Genomic DNA, 15,406 nt, shown 5'->3' with positions numbered 1-15,406 from the left:
CTAATTCATGTCCTGCAGCGATTGATGCACGCTCCTGCGGAAGCCGAGAAGTAATGGGGAGAAGCAAAGCGACAGTACAATCAATAAAATAGCGAAGCAGTATAGCACCAGTATAGGTTCGCTAGGCACGGATGGAAGTGAAACCGCCCATTCCCAACGGCCGTACTGTTGAATCCCCCAGAACGCCAAGCGGGAGAGGAGAAAGCCGAACAGTGTACTGCATGCGGCCAACATCAAGATCTCCATCAGCAAGCTGCCGATCAACCGCTGTCTCGGCATTCCGAGTGCGCGAAGGACGGTAAACTCTTTGCGTCTTTGCGCGAGTCCGCCCCACAGTGCGAAGACGACGGCAAGCAAGGCGAGCAGCACCGCTACCCCCGATAAAATCATGGCAACCCGCTCTCCCATTTGGAAGACGTCATACAGCTGACGGAAGTAAAGCAGCGGAAAGACGGCTTGCACACCATCCATCCGATCAAGCTCCTGCTTAAGCCCTGGGGCAAAACCAAGCTGCTTCACTTTCAGCATTATGGCGGTTGCAGCCTGATCGTGATCGTCACCGGACTCAGCACTCTTCGAGCCAGGCTCTTCCATATGTTCGTGAACGGCCCAAATCGTTTCCAGCGGCGTAAACAAGGAACGGTCATCCGCCAGCCCGGTAGGCTCCAGAATGCCGGTGACGACGTAGCTCAGCTCGTGATGCTCTTCGCCGCTATCGTTCAATCCATGCGACCCGAAGAACGTATCTCCGACCTTCAAATTCAGCTTCTTGGCCACTTCGTAGCCGATGACGGTATCGCCCGGTTTCGCGAACCAGGCTCCGCTTACTAATCGAAACCGCTCAGGTAAAGCGGGCCGGAACGGCGTGAAATAATCCGCAGTCGTGCCTACAATGGGATATCCGTAATAGGAATCGCCCAATCCGATAGGCACGGCTTTCAGAACCCGCGCATCCTTCTGCAGCTGCTCTACAACGGAATAAGGAATATTGCCCAGAGGCGTTTCGACGCGAAGCAAGCTGCTTAACGTCAGCTGCATCCCGCTGCCCTCGGCTCCGACAATCATCTCGTACACGCCGGAGTGCTGTTTGATGCCTTCTCTCAAGCTTGTCGAGCTCGTATTGACGGTGAAGAGGAGTGCCGCGGCGAGAATCATGGCAATCATCATAAACAAAACGCTGGTACGCCGGCCGTTGAAGCTGTATTGGAGCAATTGGATCGTCTTCATCATTGTTTGATCTCCGTAATCGGGTAATAAGCTTCGTTCAGCTTCTGCATATGCTCTACTCTGGAGAATAGAGAGCCGATTTGTTCGTCGTGCGTGACGACGAGCAGCGTTTGCCCGGCTTCCCGGCAAAGCTCGATCAGATAGGTCATGATGTCCAGGCCGGTCTTGGAATCCAAGTTGCCCGTAGGCTCGTCGGCCAATATGATTTTTGGCTCGTGAAACAGCGCTCTGGCAATGGCTACCCGCTGCTGCTCGCCTCTGGACAGCATGCCCGCGCGATAATGAACCCGATGGGAGAGCCGGACTTTATCCAGCAGGAATTGCGCTTTTTCTTTAGCTTCCCGCGCAGATAGTCGGGACGTAATGATATGCTGCATCATGATGTTTTCCAGTGCGGTCAGATGAGGGAACAGATGAAATTGTTGAAAAATATAGCCGATATTCGCGCCCCGGAAATGGTCGCGTTCTTTCTCCGACAAAGCGTGGATCGCTTGTCCGAGCAGCTGGATCGAACCGTTGTTCGGTTTGATCAAACCGGCAAGCAGATGAAGCAGCGTAGATTTGCCTGAGCCGCTCGGCCCCATAATGGCCGCCTGCTCGCTTTGCTTCATGGTGAAAGTGTTTATTTTCAGCAAAGGTTCCGGGTTCCCCGAATCGCTGGAAGCGCGCAGTTCTATACCGGAGCATTCTATGATCGTTGTCATCGCAGCAATGGAAGCCTCCATAGAGTGAAAAATGTAGAATGGACTCGATAAATTATAGCATTTTCAATTTCGGGAATGGTTAGGAGAATGTAAACTTCGCCGACTTTGAATCCCATCGCCCCACAATGCGCATAATACGGCAAGAAAGCCAGCCAAACGCAGTAAAGGAGATGACCGACATGGCCAACAAGAGACAGGATTCGCAGCAGCAAGTTCAGCAGGATCGTCAAAATCAAAACCGTCCGACTGGCGAAGATACGAACGGCGACGGCAACTTCGACAGAAAGCTTGACGGACCTAACCGCCCTGCGGAATAAATCGCGAGTACGCGGAAGGAGGTTACCGGCATGGCAGATCGCGATGACGGCATGAAGCCTGCGCCCGGACACGATGATCCGAAGCTCGATCCGTTCGAGATTGATTTCAAGCCTGAATTCCGCGAGGGCCGCGGACCGCGCGAGCCGTTCGTCAACTCGCAGGGCGTCGTGATCGGAGACCACGACTACGAGTCGCCGAACTCGCCTTTGGAACAGTGGAGCCGCGATACCGACCCCGCGGTGATGGCGGGCGACGAATGGGTGCATCCGTTCAAGGACGTAGGGTTCCATACGAAGGAGAATCGCGATTATTTCGAGCGGGGGATTGCGCCGAAGAGCGGCATTTTCATGCACCCCGATAAGGATGTCGCTTGGGAAGTTGAAGTCGGGCAAGCCGAGGACGGCGAGGATCGCTCTTCCGACGCTTGAGCCGGTCCGGGCAGGCGAACGCGGGGCCATCTTGCAATCCCTCCGGACCGTTGTATAATAGGTGATAAGATAACTACTTATTATTAATAAGTACACAAGGAGGCTTGCAACGATGGTCATGTCGTTTGATGCTTATATGAGAGATATGATTCAGCCGATGCGCGATGATTTGACTCGCCTTGGCATTAAGGAGCTGCTGACGCCGGAGGCGGTCAGCGAGCTGATGGAAGGCGAAGCGAAGCAAGGCACGACGCTTGTCGTCATTAACTCCGTTTGCGGCTGTGCCGCAGGCCAGTGCCGTCCGGGCGTTGCGCGCGCGCTTCAGCACGAAGTGAAGCCGGACCACCTCTACACGGTGTTCGCGGGCCAGGAGAAGGAAGCGACGGCAAAGCTGCGCGAATATCTCGCGCCGTATCCGCCTTCGTCTCCGTCGATCGCGCTGTTCAAGGACGGCGAGCTCGTTCACTTTATTCAGCGTCACCAGATCGAAGACCGTTCGGCGGAGATGATCGCCGGCGACTTGATCGGTGCATTCGATCAATATTGCAGCAAGTAAGCGGCGGGCCGTTGCCTGCGCGTAAGGAATCCTTCTTTGGCCGGATGGCTGGGGGAGGATTTTTTGTGTTGGGCGGCACGCGGACGTCCTGCTCTTATGGCAGCATCGTGATCGGCGAAATGCCGATTCGCTTCGAACGGCATAATCTTCGTATAACCGTATCGGCGGGCATTGCCGATTTCCCGCGAGGCGGGATGGACAGGCTCGTCGAAGCGGCGGACGAAGCGCTGTATGACGCCAAGCGGTCGGAACGCGACCGGATTTGCGTGTACGGGCGGCAGGATGCCTCCGAGCCGGAAGCGTAATGCGGCAGGGCCGTGTCATGTGAGCTTTGCGAACGCTGCCGTTCCAGTCTATACTATAGAAAATAATGACGATAGGTGGGAGTGGCCATGAGTCTGCAGCAGGACATTATTGCCCGTCTCGGCGTGAAGCCGAGCATCGATCCGGAGGCGGAGATTCGGCGGAGGGTCGATTTTCTGAAGGACTATGTCGTCCAATCCGGCACGCGCGGTTTGCTTATCGCGATCAGCGGAGGGATTGACAGTGCGGTGGCTACGGGGCTGTGCGTGAAGGCGACCGACGAGCTGACGGCGGAGCGGGGCGAGGAGTACAAAACGGTCGGTGTGTTCCAGCCGTACGGCGAGCAGGCTGACATTGCCGACAGCTATGCGGTGGCGGAGGCGTTTCAGCTGAAATACCGCATCGAGACGAACATTGAGGAAGCGGTGAACGAAATCGCGCTGGAGGCGGAGCACGGGCTGAAGCAGATCGGCGTGCACCAGCATTTGAGCCGCGGCGGCAAGGGCAACGTGAAAGCGCGGACCCGTATGGTGATGCAATATGCGATCGCGTTCGAGCTGAATTTGCTTGTCGTCGGTACGGACCACGCATCGGAGGCGATCACGGGCTTCTTCACGAAATACGGCGACGGCGCCGTCGATATTACGCCTCTGAGCTCGCTGAACAAGCGCCAGGTGCGGCAGCTGGCCGCGGCGCTCGGCGTGCCGCAATCGGTGCTGGACAAAGCGCCTACGGCGGGGCTGTGGGAAGGGCAGACGGACGAGAAGGAGCTCGGCATCACATACGATGACAACAGCGACTACCTTGAGGGCAAAGCCATCGATCCGGCCGCGCGGGAGAAGCTGGAGAAGCAGTATCTCAAGACCGAGCACAAGCGGGCGCCGATCCCGGGGATTTGAGGCGGCATGATCATCGGCGTCGGGATCGATATGCTGGAGATTGAGCGCATGCGGCGCATTCTCGAGGGCGCCGCGGGCGAGCGCTTTCTCCAGCGCGTGCTGACCGCGGCGGAACTGGAGCTCGCCGCGGAGCGTAAGGGCCGGCTGGCGGAATTCGCCGCCGGCCGGTTCGCAGCCAAAGAGGCCGTGGTCAAGGCTCTTGGCTGCGGCATCGGCGCCCAGGTCGGCTTCCGCGACCTGGAAGTGCTGCCGGGCTTGCACGGCAAGCCCGGGTGCCGGATCGAGCCGGCGGCGCTGGACCGGCTCGGGCTGCGTGATGGAGAGGTGACGATCCACCTCTCCATCACGCACAGCCAAGCGATGGCGGCGGCGTACGCCATCGTTGAACGTACAAGCCCGCCGGCAGACTGCTGAAGGCAGTCTGCCCGGCGGGCTTGTTGGTGCTGCCGCAGCTCAGGCAGGAACGGTGCCGCAGCCAGGGAGGGCTGTGCGGCTGCCCCTGGTGGCGCAGTCACCAGACGGATAAGCGAGATCTGCAGTCATTTTCATCGGTAACATATTCGACATGTTTCAACTTGCTGGAGTTTGCATGGCGGTATAAGCGTGCAAGCGTTTCTTGATCCTTGCAATAAATCACGCCATATACGCAATCAACGACCAATAGCACGAGCTGACAGTCGATATGGACAAATTCCTCGTACGTCCGGACATCGACAATTGGAGCCCCGTTAGGTAACGCCCCCGATGTACCAGCGGAAATCGGCTGCATGCAGAGGCTTCAAAATGTCCCCCAAGATCCTGCCGTACGGATTTGGGAGCTCGAAACGGATACCTCGAATCATATCCCTACTTTACCGATGCCAGCCAAGCTGCCAGCGCTGTAATTTCGTCCGGCTTCAGCTTCCCGCCGAAGGCGGGCATGTTGCCGCGGCCGTTCGTGATTTGCGCGGCGATCTGTTCTTGCGTCAGCTTGCCGCCGACGTGCTGAATGTTCGTGACGGGGCCGGCGCGTCCGGTCAGGTCGACGCCGTGGCACGAGGCGCACGACGCCTTGTAGAGCGTCTGCACCGGCTCGCCCGCTTGCGCAAGCGGACCGCCGCCTTCAGCTGCCGCACTGCCGGCGGATCCGGTTCCGGATGGTGCGCCGCTGCAGGCAATCAGCGCAACAGCTGCCGCTGCATAGAGCGCAGCACCGGCAAGCAGTTTCATGAGCCGTGTCTTCATCGTTCTTTCCTCCTCGGAAGCGTCAAGCTTAAGAGCGAGCGGGCCGCCGCCCTGGCCGGAGCAGCCAAGCCGCCGCCAGCAGCGCCAAACCGCTCATGCCTTCCAGTACCATAGGCGCATACCCCAAATACCAGACGCCCATAACGGCCGCAGCAGCGAACAGCCACAGGCCGACCGCCAGCATGCCGCGATAGCCCGATACACCGGCGTAGACGAAGACGGCGGACAGCACTAGGGCGCGCAGCATTGGAGCAAAGAAGGCGTCAATCGCGCCGACGTAATCGAGCAAGGCCACTCCCGCCAGTACGGTGAGCAGGGGGAGGGCGGTGCGCAGTCCGTGCGCTTTCGCAGCCGCAGGATGGCGAAGCAGCCAGACGACCGCCCCGGCCGCAGTGACGGCAAGCGCTCCCCACGTAAGGGCTTGTCCGGCGGCGATCAGATTCATCCAGTACGTACCCCAATCGAGCAAAGCCCGTACGATGCCGACAGCTCCCCACAAAGCCAGCCAGGGAGCCAAGCCGGAACCGGTGCCGCCGGAGCGGGGTTCGGAGCGATTCATCTCCATGTTCACAGATCACCTCGAATAGTTCCAGCATAGCCCATCGGCGGCTGCAAAACAAGAAAACATGACAGACCCGCCAGGGGGGGGGGGGCGGGGCATAACCGGCCCGGCGCAGAAGAAAGCCCCCGTCCTCTGAAGGAGGAGGGGGGCTCTGCCTATTTATACCAATTACATATCTCCCAGGCCGCTCGCGATCGATCCGCCAATCACGACGGCAAGGACCAAAAACACAATATATAAAACGATACCGATAAGCATCCATACAAGACCGGCCTTGGCGTAGTTAGCCTTGGACGGGTTGGCCCCGCCTCCGAACGCCCAAACGAACAGCATGATCAGATTTACAACCGGGATAGCCAGAAGAAGAAGGGTGATCATCCATTCCTTAAAACTGATGACCGGCGCCGTCTGCTGTTGAGCGGCATAAGGGTTGTAGTTCGGTTGGCCGTTTACTGGCGTTTCCATCAAATCACTCCTAAAGATATATAATTTTATATGATTTCAATCCGACTTGGATTAAAATCCCAACGTTATTATATAGGAGAAACGTCGTATATGCAATACAAATGTGACGGCGAACGACACAAATCGCAAACGGACGTTAACGACCGGCCTATGCTATAATATCGGTCGGGAGGAGAAAATATGACGCTTGATTTCAAGCACCGAAGCTATTTTTCGGAGCAGCTGCTCGCCTGGTACCGTCGCGGCAACCGCGACCTGCCCTGGCGGCGCAGCCGCGATCCGTATCATATTTGGGTGTCGGAAGTGATGCTGCAGCAGACGCGGGTCGAAACGGTCATCCCGTACTATCATCGTTTTCTGGAGCGGTTTCCTACCATTGAGGCGCTGGCCGATGCCCCGGAGGACGACGTGCTGAAGCTGTGGGAAGGGCTGGGCTACTATTCGCGCGCCCGCAATTTGCAAGCGGCGGTCAGAGAAGTGAAGGAGCGGTACGGCAGCGTCGTGCCGGACACGCCCGAGGACATTTCAACACTCAAGGGTGTAGGTCCGTACACGTCGGGCGCCATTCTAAGCATCGCTTACAATAAGCCGGTGCCGGCGGTGGACGGCAACGTCATGCGGGTGCTGTCGCGATTCTTCCTGATTGAGGACGATATTATGAAGCCCGCGACGCGCAAGGTGATGGAGAAGCTTGCCTGCGAGCTCATTCCGGAAGGGGCTGCCGGGGACTTCAACCAAGCGCTGATGGAGTTCGGAGCGCTCGTCTGCACGCCGCGCTCGCCGCACTGCATGACGTGTCCGGTTATGGAGCATTGTGCGGCCCGTCTGGAGGGGATGGAGCAGGAGCTCCCGGTCAAGAAGAAGGCGAAGCCGCCGAGACCGGAGCGCCGTCTTGCGGCTCTGATCGAAGGTACAGGGGAGCAGGAGGGCAAGGTGCTGATCCGTCAGCGTCCGCAGGAAGGGCTGCTGGCGCGGATGTGGGAGCTGCCTCACGGGCTTGCCGGCGACAGCGCCGGGCAGGAGGATGAGGCTCTGGCGATCGGCGAGCTGCACGAGGCAATGCGGCGGGACGGCCTGTCGATTACGCAGGTGCAGCCGTATATGTCCGCAGAGCATACATTCAGCCACATTCATTGGGACATGCAGGTGTACCGCTGCCGTCTCGCAGCCGGCGGCGATCTGCCCGATCTGCTGCCGTACCATTACCGCTGGGTCGGTTTGGCCGAGCTGGAGCAATATGCGCTGCCGAACGTCTTTGTGCGCATCTTTCGGAAGTATTTTAAGGATATGCCTGCTTCGTAAAAGGTGACCTGGCTGGGCTATAGCAGCTTTAGCTTCATCATACACGGACAGGAGGAATGCGGGTCTGCTCATTTTCCGGCTTTGGGGCTGCTCCGGCGGCGCTACGATCCGGCAAAATGGCGACCCTCCTTCTTATTGCGGCAATTGTATGCGCTTACCTGTCATGCGCGGCTATATTGCTGCCCCAACAGAAAGGGAAATCGTAACAACAGCCCGGTACCGGCCGACGGAAGGTCGGCAGCATCGGGCCGTTCATACGGCAACCATCAATGCGTGAAATTGTCGCGCAGCCGGTTCGGCTTCAGGATGAGAATCATTTTGTTCTCGATGCGGATCGTGTCTTCGTCTTGGAGCTCCTGCAGCACTTTAGTTACGGATTCGCGCACCGCGCCGACCATATTGGCGATTTGCTGGTGCGTCAGCTTGATCGGAATGATCGTGCCGTGCGGCGACGGGACGCCGTGCTCGTCGGCGAGACGCAGCATCACCTTCGCTACGCGCGATTTGACACCAAGGAACGTCAGGTCGTAAATTTGCTCGTTCGCCTTGCGCAGCCGTTCCATCGTCACTTCCAGCAGCTTGAGGCATAAACGGGGGCTCTTCTCCATGAAGCGGAAAAAATCGGTGCGCGTCATCGTGTAGATCACGCTGTTCTCCAGCGTCTCCGCGGTCGCCGAACGGGTCAGTCCGCGCTGCATCATCGACATTTCGCCGAAATAATCGCCTTCGCGGAACAGAGCGAGGATGATCTCCTTCGTATCGTCGATACGATAAATTTTCACGGAGCCCGATCGAATGAGGAAGAACTCCTCTCCCGTATCGCCTTCAAGGAATAAAATCGATCCGCGCGAATACTTCCGCTCTTTAAAGAGGGGCGCAATCGCTTCCAGCTCCTCCCGGGTATACTCTTGGAAGAGCGGTACGTTTTGAATGAGTTGCATGAATGCAGTTTCCATCACATCTTCATCTCTTTCTGCGGTAAAGCCGGAATCGGGGTGGGTGGGACATAAGGATAAGGGTTCATACGCTTGTGCGCTTGTGAGCTGCATCGGTTCATGTGCTGGCACATACAGGCGCCGTTGCCGGCGCCACATAGATTACACGGCAGCCATCGATTCTCCGATGTCGTTGATCATGATGTGGAGGGCGCGGGACAAATCGATTTCGTAAGGCTCTTTCAGGGTTTCGCCTCGCTCGTTCTTCAATACGCGGACGGTCGGTCTGCTGAGGATAGAGGTGTTTTGCTTGGAGACGACACCTTTCTCGCCGGTGCTGAGGGTTACACTCAAACCTACGGGGAAAATGGCCACTTTGTTGCGGAACAAAGCTACTTTATTTATATCATAAAGGCTTCCAGCGTTGGCGTAAAGAATTTCTAAAGCATGGTGCGGCGCAATGGCGTTGCGGTACGCCCGCGGATGCGTCATCGCATCGTAGGAGTCGAGCAATCCGATCCATCTGGAGAACTCATGAATTTCGTTGCCCTTCAGATTATACGGGTAGCCGCTGCCGTCTATGCGCTCATGGTGCTGCAGGGCGACTGTCGCCGCCAGCATCGGAATACCGGCTTCGTCTTTAAGCATATGAAAGCCGATTTCGGTATGCTTCTGAATTTCGGCATATTCGCTCGGCGTCAGCCTGGAGGAGCTCTTCAGCAGCTTCTCCGACAGCTGGATCGAGCCGATATCGTGCACCAGCGCTCCGATACCGATTTCCATCAGCGCTTCCTGGGTGTAACCCTGCAGCATACCGAGCTTCGTCGCATAGACGCAGGTGTTGATGGCGCTCTGGCAAAAATGCCGGTCCAGCGATGTCGCCGGCGCCATGTTGAGCGTCGTTAGCGTCACCATATCGCGCTTGTCGAAGCTGAGATCCTCGATGACCCGATGCATCGCCTCTTGCAGCTGACGCGCGATGGAAGCGCCTTCGTTGATGGAGCTGAAGGAAGTCGTAGCGCCGAATTTATTGTAAATTTTGGAGAGCAGCTGCCGCAGCAGCGTTCGGGTTTCGTCGCGGATCGGTTCTTCGATTTGAATGTCCTCGGTTTGCGCATCTTCGATATATAAATAATCAATGCCCATCCGCGCGAGCTTGAGGATCATGCTCTGCGTCAGTTCGACACGGTAGCCTACCAGGATTTGTCCTTCATCGGTAAACACAGGCTTGCCGATATGCATGCCGGGCCGACATAGGACTGTGGGGATAATTCTCACATCTTCACCTTCTCAATTCATTCAAGCTTATGGGACTTTCGGAGCGTTAAGATCGTACGGCAGTCCCTGTACTTGATCTATTATGACAGAAGTTGACGATCGTTTCTGTGTCCCAAGTAACAAAGTTGCGCAAACGTTTGGGTTTTAAGCAAAAGAAATCCGCAGCCCCGGCTGGGACTGCGGATGAAGGTGAAGCTAACGTTTAGTATCCGTTGTTCAGTCTTACAGGCCGGCCGGCTGCCCGCGCTCGGCGAGCATCGAGACGGCCAGCACGAACATCGCGTGCGACCAGGTGAGCGGAACGACCCAAGCGGTTTCGCCGGTCGTCTTGTCAATCTGCTCCGGAAGAAGCCCCGCCGCGGTGCGATGGTCGACCGCCCATTGCAGCAGACGCTGAGCGTCGTCGTAGCGGCCTTGGCTGATCCGGTAATGGCACAGCCACAGCGTCGTCAGAATCCACGGATTGCCGCCGATGTAAGGGTCGTCCTCGTAGCGCTTAATGCCGCCGACGAGCGGGCTCGTCAGCTCGCGCTCGATCGCGTCGGCCGTAGCGGCCATGCGCGGGTCTTCGACGGCGACGGCTGCGAACGGAACGGAGAGGCCGAGCAGCGAGATGTCGATGATTGGGTCGGCGTCCAGAAAGTACGTCGCATAGCCTTTGGCGTTGGTCTCGATCGTGCCGGAGAGGCCCTGCGCCATAGCTTCGCGGTATGCCTGCTCAGGGACGGCGAGCTTCAGGCCGCGGTAGAACGCGCCGCGGCTTTCGTTCCAGCAGCGCTCCTGGATCGCGCTGCGAATGCGCGCGGCAGCGGAGGCCCAGGCGTCCGCCAGCTCGCCGCGATGGACGAGGGCGGCGAACGAAGCCGCCGCCTGCAGCCCCCCGTACACGGCTGCCGCCGAGTACGTGTGCTCTGCGAGCCGCTCCTCCCACAGATCGCGGCTCGGCAGCGGCAGGCCGGTTTCCTCGTCGAGGTAGCTGACGAGGAAACCGGCGCCCTTCTCTACTGCCGGCCATACGCGCAGGAGGAAGCTCTCGTCCCGGGTGTGGCTGTAGTGCTGCCACATCCCCCAAAGGATCGACGCGCCTTCGTCGATCTGCAGCCCCCAAGACGGCGCCAGGCGCCCGTCGTGGTAATGGCGCTGCTGCCAGGATCCGTCGGGGTCCTGCGCAGTGAGCGTCCACTCGTAGAACTTCGTGGACAAGGACTCCAGCCCGACGCGGTCGAACGCCGTCGTGATGAACGCCGCGTCGCGGCCCCAGCAGTACGAGTAGCCCCCGCAGCGGGAAAACTGCTCGTCGAACTCAGGCGCCGCCACCACAATGCCCGACTTCTCGTCCGACATCAGCTTCATCGTCAGCAGCGACCGTTCGTACAGCTCCTGCACGGCCGGGCTTCCTGCCGGAGCAGGCTTGGCGGCGTCAACGAAACGCTGCCAGTAGGCTGCCGTATAGTCGAACCAGTACGAAACCGGCTGCGCCTTCGCTTTGGAGAGAGCGGAGGCGGCTTGCTGGCGGGTGCTGCCCGCAGCGATGTAGACCGGGATCTCCACCGACGCTCCCGGAGCGAGGCTCTCGATGCGCCAGCTGAGTGCCCCGTCCGGCTGCATGTCGATGTCGTTGCCGGACAGTTGGGTTGCAGCTGCTCCGTTCCATGCGTTACCGCCTGCTTGATATTGAGTGCAAACGTTTGAACTCGAAACCGCAAAAACATACTCATGGCGGAAATGAACCAAAGCATCCTGCGCTTCATCAAACGTCGTCGTATGGTAGAAATGGGTTTCCATCGAACGGAACGACGAATAGTACACGAACTGGAACGTGACCGGTTCTGTACCGCGATTGGCGAACTTGTAATGGCGAACGAAAATATCCTCGCCCGGCACAGCGTAGTCTACCGTCTCGGCGGTAACCGGCAGCTGCGGATGCACAGCCTTCACGCGATACATGTTCGTGCGGGGCAGATAGCCGGACTCGTGGTTCCAGCCGCCTTCTTCGCCGTCGAACCAGCTGGTTCCGGGCGCAGCGCCCTCGATCGCGATGCCGCTGCGGATCGCGTCCACGTGCTGCGGGTAATCGATGTGCGGCCACCAGAGCCGGTACAAGCGGCCGGTGCGTCCAAGCGAGGCCAGGAAATTCGAATTGCCGGCAATGGCATCGATGAGGTAAGGCTTGTTGTCGAGGTAATTCATTGTGATTCTCTCCATTCTACGAGTGGTATCGGCTATCTCTATAAATTAAAGGGCTGATCTTGGCTGCTAAGCGGAAAAGGCCGGACCTAAGTGGGATGAGAATGCCAATGATCCGGGTTAGTTTGCACCAATTAGCGGGAGATTTGGACCTCCGTCAAGAAAATAGACACGCGTTACGATGTTTTTCTCTTAGAAACCTGTATGGAAAACTGCACCGGCGACATGTATCCAATTGATCCGTGAATTCGCTTGCGGTTATAGAAAAACTCGATGTATTGGAAGACTTCTTTGTAGGCTTCTTGCTTGGTTTTGAACCGCTTGCAGTAGATGAGCTCCTTCTTGAGTATGCTATGAAATGATTCGATGCAAGCATTATCATAGCAGTTGCCCTTTCGGCTCATACTAGGCTTCATTTTGTACGTTTTCAGCTGCTTTGTGTAATCCGCCGATCATATTGGGATCCTCGATCGGAATGGTGAATAAGCCCCTTCCCGGGCTTTTGAGCTGCGTATGCGGCTTGCAGAGCGTCTAGTACTAAATCCGTTGTCATACGGTCGTAAAGCTTCCACCCTACGATTTCACGTGTGCAGAGATCTAGAACGCTAGCCAAGTACAACTTGCCTTCCCTGCAGGGTATGTAGGTGATGTCAGCAACCTAGACTCGGTTTGGCTTTTCAACGTTAAACTGTTGATTTAAAAGGTTCGGGGCAATCGGCAGATCATGGTTAGAGTCGGTAGTTCGCACTTTGAACTTACGTGAGACGCAAGAGCGCAGACCGAGTTCCCGCATATAAAGGCCAACGGTGCGCTCCGTCAACGTGTAGCCCTCTTGTTGCAGCAAAAACGTAATCTTCGGTGCACCATATCGTCCATGCGAGTCGTTGAAATGGTACCTAATCCGCTCCTGGACTTTACGATTACGCAGCTCCTGCGTACTAGGTTGATGAGTAAGCCAAAGTCGGCAGGCATATTGGGCAAAAAGAGTGAGTTTTTCCGCTTAGGCTCAGTGTGAGCGAGGGATGCGGCGATATGGGATGTGCGGCATAGGGGCAGAGTATTGCATCCTTCCGCACCGGCTATTTATAGCAGTACTCGGCACAATCTCGTCACTATACAGCTCATCAACGCCTACCGCCGCATCCCTCGGCCGGCTTATCCCGCTACACACCCGCTTCCGGCTATTCGCACTATCGCTTAGTCCGCACTAATCCCGCCGCTGAAGCAAGCTGGACTCCCGGACGATCAGCCGATGAGGGATGACCATGTTCGTCTGCGTCTCAATCTCGCCTTTAATGCGGCGGATGAGCAGCTGCGACGCGGTGTACCCGAGCTGATAAATGCTGATGTCGACGGAGCTGAGCGGCGGCGTGGACAGCTCGGCCATCTGAATGTTGTTGAAGCCGACGAGGCTGAGATCCACCGGTACCTTGTAGCCGAGCTCGGTTAAACCGCGCAGCACGCCGAAGGCGACGATATCGTCAATAACGACGAGCGCCGTCGGCCGCTCCGGCAAATTCATGAAGAACGACATCGCTCTATAGCCGCTCTCCTGCAGGAACTCGCCCTCTACAATCCAGGACGGGTGCGACTCCAGCCCCGCTTCGGCAAGCGCCTCACGGTAACCGTCCAAACGGTCCTGCGAGACAATCAGGTTCGGCGGTCCGCTGACAAAGCCGATCCGCTTGTGCCCCTGAGCGATTAGATGGCGCGTGGCATCGTACGAGGCAAGCCGGTTGTTATTATCCACCGACAAAATGTCCGCGTAGTCCTCGCTCCTCCCGACCAGCACGAACGGAAAGTTTTGGTCACGCAGAAATTGAATGATAGGATCCTGCCTGCGCGAATGCAGCAGCAAAATACCGTCGACGCGCCGGCCCTTCACGAGCCGGGTAACGGCCTCCAGCTCTTCGCGTTCGTTGATTCCGGTTGTAATCATCAGATCGTATTTCGAACGGGTCGACTGGGTCACGATGCCGCGGATCACTTCCGGGAAAAACATATTTTGGAACAGCTCCTCCGCCGGTCGCGGAAGAACGATGCCGACGGTATTGGTCGTCTTCGAAACGAGGCTCTTGGCCATCACATTCGGATGATAGCCCATCTCCTCCATAATTTCCTTCACCTTGGAGCTGGTGCTGGGGCTGATTCGCGGATGTCCGGAAATGACTCTGGATACCGTTGAGGGAGAAACTCCGGCTCTTTTCGCGACATCGATGATGGTGACTGCCATAGGTTAAGGCACCTCCTCAGGCGTGGGCAAACGTTTGCGCAAAGTAGATTTATTTTGTAGTCAATGTTAGCGCAATTACGGGAGGAAGTAAATACATAACCTTGCGATTCTCTAGAAAAACTAGGAATAATCTATTGGATCGGAAAAATGAATGCGCTTCAATCATGCGGTTCTGCACAATGACGGACCATAACGGCGAAACGAACGCGTGTAGCATCTAAAGAAAACGCAAACGATTGCACAATATCCGAAGAGGACATGCAATAGTACCGAAAACCGTTCAAAAGCAATACTCCTCCCTAACGACCCGCGAATCTGTATGCAAACGCAAAAAAGGCACAATACCCGGATCGATATGCGAGGAAGTGCCTTTTCGACAGCAGTCTTTATGTTGTTGATACCATTGTACTCAACCCTTTTTCGACTGGCAGTCGCTGGGGAGGAAGCTATCATGCAAAATACCGGTGTCGCTCTCGTCAGGCGGGTCAGCGGGGGTATGACGCCGATGTTCATAGGCTTCATGGTCGTCGGATTGGCGCTAGCAGGAACGCTCAAGGACATTTCGACCCTGCTGCTTGAGCCTCCGTCAGCGGTGTGCTGTTCTTGATCGGCTCGTTGCCGCTCGCTCTGCTGGTGCGGTCCGGGCTGGCGGCGGAGTCGGCGGAGGGTGGCGTTGGAGTCTGGCTTGCAAATTTGTCGCAGTGCGTGTGTGGCCTGCCGCCCCGCAACAAGGCCCGAAAGGGCGTTGTTGCAGTGCCGCCAAGGCCTGCCGTCCAGCAACAAGG

Annotated in this window: 20 protein-coding genes and 1 pseudogene; 8 read left to right on the top strand and 13 right to left on the bottom strand. The window is 57.2% G+C overall.

The window, feature by feature from the left end:
- Nucleotides 1-1,230 carry an ABC transporter permease gene (locus ACFFK0_RS13360; protein WP_377470743.1) on the bottom strand — a complete coding sequence of 410 codons (1,230 nt, stop codon included), beginning with the start codon at nucleotides 1,228-1,230 and terminating at the stop codon, nucleotides 1-3.
- Nucleotides 1,227-1,931, bottom strand: a complete 705-nt coding sequence (locus ACFFK0_RS13355) for an ABC transporter ATP-binding protein (protein WP_377470742.1) — start codon at nucleotides 1,929-1,931, stop codon at nucleotides 1,227-1,229. Before ACFFK0_RS13355 ends, ACFFK0_RS13360 begins: the two co-directional genes overlap by 4 nt.
- Nucleotides 1,932-2,110: 179 nt before the next feature.
- On the opposite strand from ACFFK0_RS13355, the gene ACFFK0_RS13350 reads away from it, so the two are divergent.
- The 6 genes from ACFFK0_RS13350 (at nucleotide 2,111) to acpS (ending at nucleotide 4,849) form a co-directional block, all read left to right on the top strand.
- A complete protein-coding gene (locus tag ACFFK0_RS13350; RefSeq protein ID WP_377470741.1) occupies nucleotides 2,111-2,248 on the top strand; it encodes a hypothetical protein in 138 nt (45 codons plus the stop codon).
- Between the two features lie 30 nt (nucleotides 2,249-2,278).
- Nucleotides 2,279-2,677, top strand: coding sequence for a DUF3905 domain-containing protein (locus ACFFK0_RS13345; protein WP_377470739.1), 399 nt, complete (start codon nucleotides 2,279-2,281; stop codon nucleotides 2,675-2,677).
- A 112-nt stretch (nucleotides 2,678-2,789) separates the two neighbouring features.
- On the top strand, nucleotides 2,790-3,233 hold the full coding sequence (locus ACFFK0_RS13340) for a BrxA/BrxB family bacilliredoxin (protein ID WP_377470738.1): 444 nt from the start codon (nucleotides 2,790-2,792) through the stop codon (nucleotides 3,231-3,233).
- A gap of 65 nt (nucleotides 3,234-3,298) precedes the next feature.
- A complete protein-coding gene (locus tag ACFFK0_RS13335) occupies nucleotides 3,299-3,538 on the top strand; it encodes a GGDEF domain-containing protein (RefSeq protein WP_377470736.1) in 240 nt (79 codons plus the stop codon).
- A gap of 87 nt (nucleotides 3,539-3,625) precedes the next feature.
- Nucleotides 3,626-4,435: an NAD(+) synthase gene (gene nadE / locus ACFFK0_RS13330; RefSeq protein WP_377470735.1), complete on the top strand. Its 810-nt coding sequence runs from the start codon at nucleotides 3,626-3,628 to the stop codon at nucleotides 4,433-4,435.
- 6 nt (nucleotides 4,436-4,441) lie between these two features.
- Nucleotides 4,442-4,849, top strand: coding sequence for a holo-ACP synthase (gene acpS / locus ACFFK0_RS13325; RefSeq protein WP_377470734.1), 408 nt, complete (start codon nucleotides 4,442-4,444; stop codon nucleotides 4,847-4,849).
- A gap of 97 nt (nucleotides 4,850-4,946) precedes the next feature.
- On the opposite strand, the pseudogene ACFFK0_RS13320 reads toward acpS, so the two are convergent.
- The 4 genes and pseudogenes from ACFFK0_RS13320 to ACFFK0_RS13300 all read right to left on the bottom strand — a co-directional run bounded on the left by ACFFK0_RS13320 (nucleotide 4,947) and on the right by ACFFK0_RS13300 (nucleotide 6,686).
- Nucleotides 4,947-5,277 (bottom strand): annotated as a pseudogene (locus ACFFK0_RS13320) (DUF2691 family protein).
- A gap of 4 nt (nucleotides 5,278-5,281) precedes the next feature.
- On the bottom strand, nucleotides 5,282-5,659 hold the full coding sequence (locus ACFFK0_RS13310; protein WP_377470729.1) for a c-type cytochrome: 378 nt from the start codon (nucleotides 5,657-5,659) through the stop codon (nucleotides 5,282-5,284).
- Nucleotides 5,660-5,687: 28 nt separating this feature from the next.
- Nucleotides 5,688-6,224, bottom strand: a complete 537-nt coding sequence (locus tag ACFFK0_RS13305) for a hypothetical protein (RefSeq protein WP_377470727.1) — start codon at nucleotides 6,222-6,224, stop codon at nucleotides 5,688-5,690.
- Nucleotides 6,225-6,389: 165 nt separating this feature from the next.
- Nucleotides 6,390-6,686, bottom strand: coding sequence for a hypothetical protein (locus ACFFK0_RS13300; RefSeq protein ID WP_377470725.1), 297 nt, complete (start codon nucleotides 6,684-6,686; stop codon nucleotides 6,390-6,392).
- Between the two features lie 180 nt (nucleotides 6,687-6,866).
- On the opposite strand from ACFFK0_RS13300, the gene mutY reads away from it, so the two are divergent.
- Nucleotides 6,867-7,988: an A/G-specific adenine glycosylase gene (gene mutY, locus ACFFK0_RS13295; RefSeq protein ID WP_377470724.1), complete on the top strand. Its 1,122-nt coding sequence runs from the start codon at nucleotides 6,867-6,869 to the stop codon at nucleotides 7,986-7,988.
- Between the two features lie 266 nt (nucleotides 7,989-8,254).
- On the opposite strand, the gene ACFFK0_RS13290 is transcribed toward mutY, so the two are convergent.
- The 7 genes from ACFFK0_RS13290 to ACFFK0_RS13260 all read right to left on the bottom strand — a co-directional run bounded on the left by ACFFK0_RS13290 (nucleotide 8,255) and on the right by ACFFK0_RS13260 (nucleotide 14,621).
- A complete protein-coding gene (locus ACFFK0_RS13290; RefSeq protein ID WP_377470722.1) occupies nucleotides 8,255-8,929 on the bottom strand; it encodes a Crp/Fnr family transcriptional regulator in 675 nt (224 codons plus the stop codon).
- Nucleotides 8,930-9,085: 156 nt separating this feature from the next.
- Nucleotides 9,086-10,201 (bottom strand): HD-GYP domain-containing protein, encoded by a 1,116-nt coding sequence (locus ACFFK0_RS13285; protein WP_377470720.1) that lies wholly within the window; start codon nucleotides 10,199-10,201, stop codon nucleotides 9,086-9,088.
- A 222-nt stretch (nucleotides 10,202-10,423) separates the two neighbouring features.
- On the bottom strand, nucleotides 10,424-12,391 hold the full coding sequence (locus ACFFK0_RS13280) for a glycoside hydrolase family 15 protein (RefSeq protein ID WP_377470719.1): 1,968 nt from the start codon (nucleotides 12,389-12,391) through the stop codon (nucleotides 10,424-10,426).
- A gap of 173 nt (nucleotides 12,392-12,564) precedes the next feature.
- Complete coding sequence (locus ACFFK0_RS13275) at nucleotides 12,565-12,804, bottom strand: IS3 family transposase (protein ID WP_377470718.1); 240 nt, start codon at nucleotides 12,802-12,804, stop codon at nucleotides 12,565-12,567.
- An 11-nt stretch (nucleotides 12,805-12,815) separates the two neighbouring features.
- The gene (locus tag ACFFK0_RS13270) at nucleotides 12,816-13,037 is read right to left on the bottom strand and encodes a DDE-type integrase/transposase/recombinase (RefSeq protein ID WP_377470754.1); all 222 of its coding nucleotides are present in this window, start codon (nucleotides 13,035-13,037) and stop codon (nucleotides 12,816-12,818) included.
- A 9-nt stretch (nucleotides 13,038-13,046) separates the two neighbouring features.
- Nucleotides 13,047-13,316 (bottom strand): IS3 family transposase, encoded by a 270-nt coding sequence (locus ACFFK0_RS13265; protein ID WP_377470753.1) that lies wholly within the window; start codon nucleotides 13,314-13,316, stop codon nucleotides 13,047-13,049.
- A gap of 279 nt (nucleotides 13,317-13,595) precedes the next feature.
- Nucleotides 13,596-14,621 (bottom strand): LacI family DNA-binding transcriptional regulator, encoded by a 1,026-nt coding sequence (locus ACFFK0_RS13260; RefSeq protein WP_377470717.1) that lies wholly within the window; start codon nucleotides 14,619-14,621, stop codon nucleotides 13,596-13,598.
- A gap of 451 nt (nucleotides 14,622-15,072) precedes the next feature.
- On the opposite strand from ACFFK0_RS13260, the gene ACFFK0_RS13255 reads away from it, so the two are divergent.
- The gene (locus ACFFK0_RS13255) at nucleotides 15,073-15,228 is read left to right on the top strand and encodes a hypothetical protein (protein WP_377470716.1); all 156 of its coding nucleotides are present in this window, start codon (nucleotides 15,073-15,075) and stop codon (nucleotides 15,226-15,228) included.
- The last annotated feature ends 178 nt before the right edge of the window (nucleotides 15,229-15,406 follow it).

It is taken from the genome of Paenibacillus chartarius (assembly GCF_042432825.1).
Classification (GTDB): Bacteria; Bacillota; Bacilli; order Paenibacillales; family NBRC-103111; genus Gordoniibacillus; species Gordoniibacillus chartarius.
This window is presented reverse-complemented; position numbering and strand designations above follow the sequence as displayed.

Coding starts and splice junctions, on each gene's coding strand:
- ACFFK0_RS13355 (WP_377470742.1), bottom strand. CDS start 1,931: ATGACAACGATCATAGAATGCTCCGGTATAGAACTGCGCGCTTCCAGC.
- ACFFK0_RS13290 (WP_377470722.1), bottom strand. CDS start 8,929: ATGCAACTCATTCAAAACGTACCGCTCTTCCAAGAGTATACCCGGGAG.
- ACFFK0_RS13360 (WP_377470743.1), bottom strand. CDS start 1,230: ATGATGAAGACGATCCAATTGCTCCAATACAGCTTCAACGGCCGGCGT.
- ACFFK0_RS13310 (WP_377470729.1), bottom strand. CDS start 5,659: ATGAAGACACGGCTCATGAAACTGCTTGCCGGTGCTGCGCTCTATGCA.
- ACFFK0_RS13340 (WP_377470738.1), top strand. CDS start 2,790: ATGGTCATGTCGTTTGATGCTTATATGAGAGATATGATTCAGCCGATG.
- ACFFK0_RS13255 (WP_377470716.1), top strand. CDS start 15,073: ATGCAAAATACCGGTGTCGCTCTCGTCAGGCGGGTCAGCGGGGGTATG.
- nadE (WP_377470735.1), top strand. CDS start 3,626: ATGAGTCTGCAGCAGGACATTATTGCCCGTCTCGGCGTGAAGCCGAGC.
- ACFFK0_RS13345 (WP_377470739.1), top strand. CDS start 2,279: ATGGCAGATCGCGATGACGGCATGAAGCCTGCGCCCGGACACGATGAT.
- acpS (WP_377470734.1), top strand. CDS start 4,442: ATGATCATCGGCGTCGGGATCGATATGCTGGAGATTGAGCGCATGCGG.
- ACFFK0_RS13280 (WP_377470719.1), bottom strand. CDS start 12,391: ATGAATTACCTCGACAACAAGCCTTACCTCATCGATGCCATTGCCGGC.
- mutY (WP_377470724.1), top strand. CDS start 6,867: ATGACGCTTGATTTCAAGCACCGAAGCTATTTTTCGGAGCAGCTGCTC.
- ACFFK0_RS13305 (WP_377470727.1), bottom strand. CDS start 6,224: ATGGAGATGAATCGCTCCGAACCCCGCTCCGGCGGCACCGGTTCCGGC.
- ACFFK0_RS13260 (WP_377470717.1), bottom strand. CDS start 14,621: ATGGCAGTCACCATCATCGATGTCGCGAAAAGAGCCGGAGTTTCTCCC.
- ACFFK0_RS13275 (WP_377470718.1), bottom strand. CDS start 12,804: ATGAAGCCTAGTATGAGCCGAAAGGGCAACTGCTATGATAATGCTTGC.
- ACFFK0_RS13300 (WP_377470725.1), bottom strand. CDS start 6,686: ATGGAAACGCCAGTAAACGGCCAACCGAACTACAACCCTTATGCCGCT.
- ACFFK0_RS13350 (WP_377470741.1), top strand. CDS start 2,111: ATGGCCAACAAGAGACAGGATTCGCAGCAGCAAGTTCAGCAGGATCGT.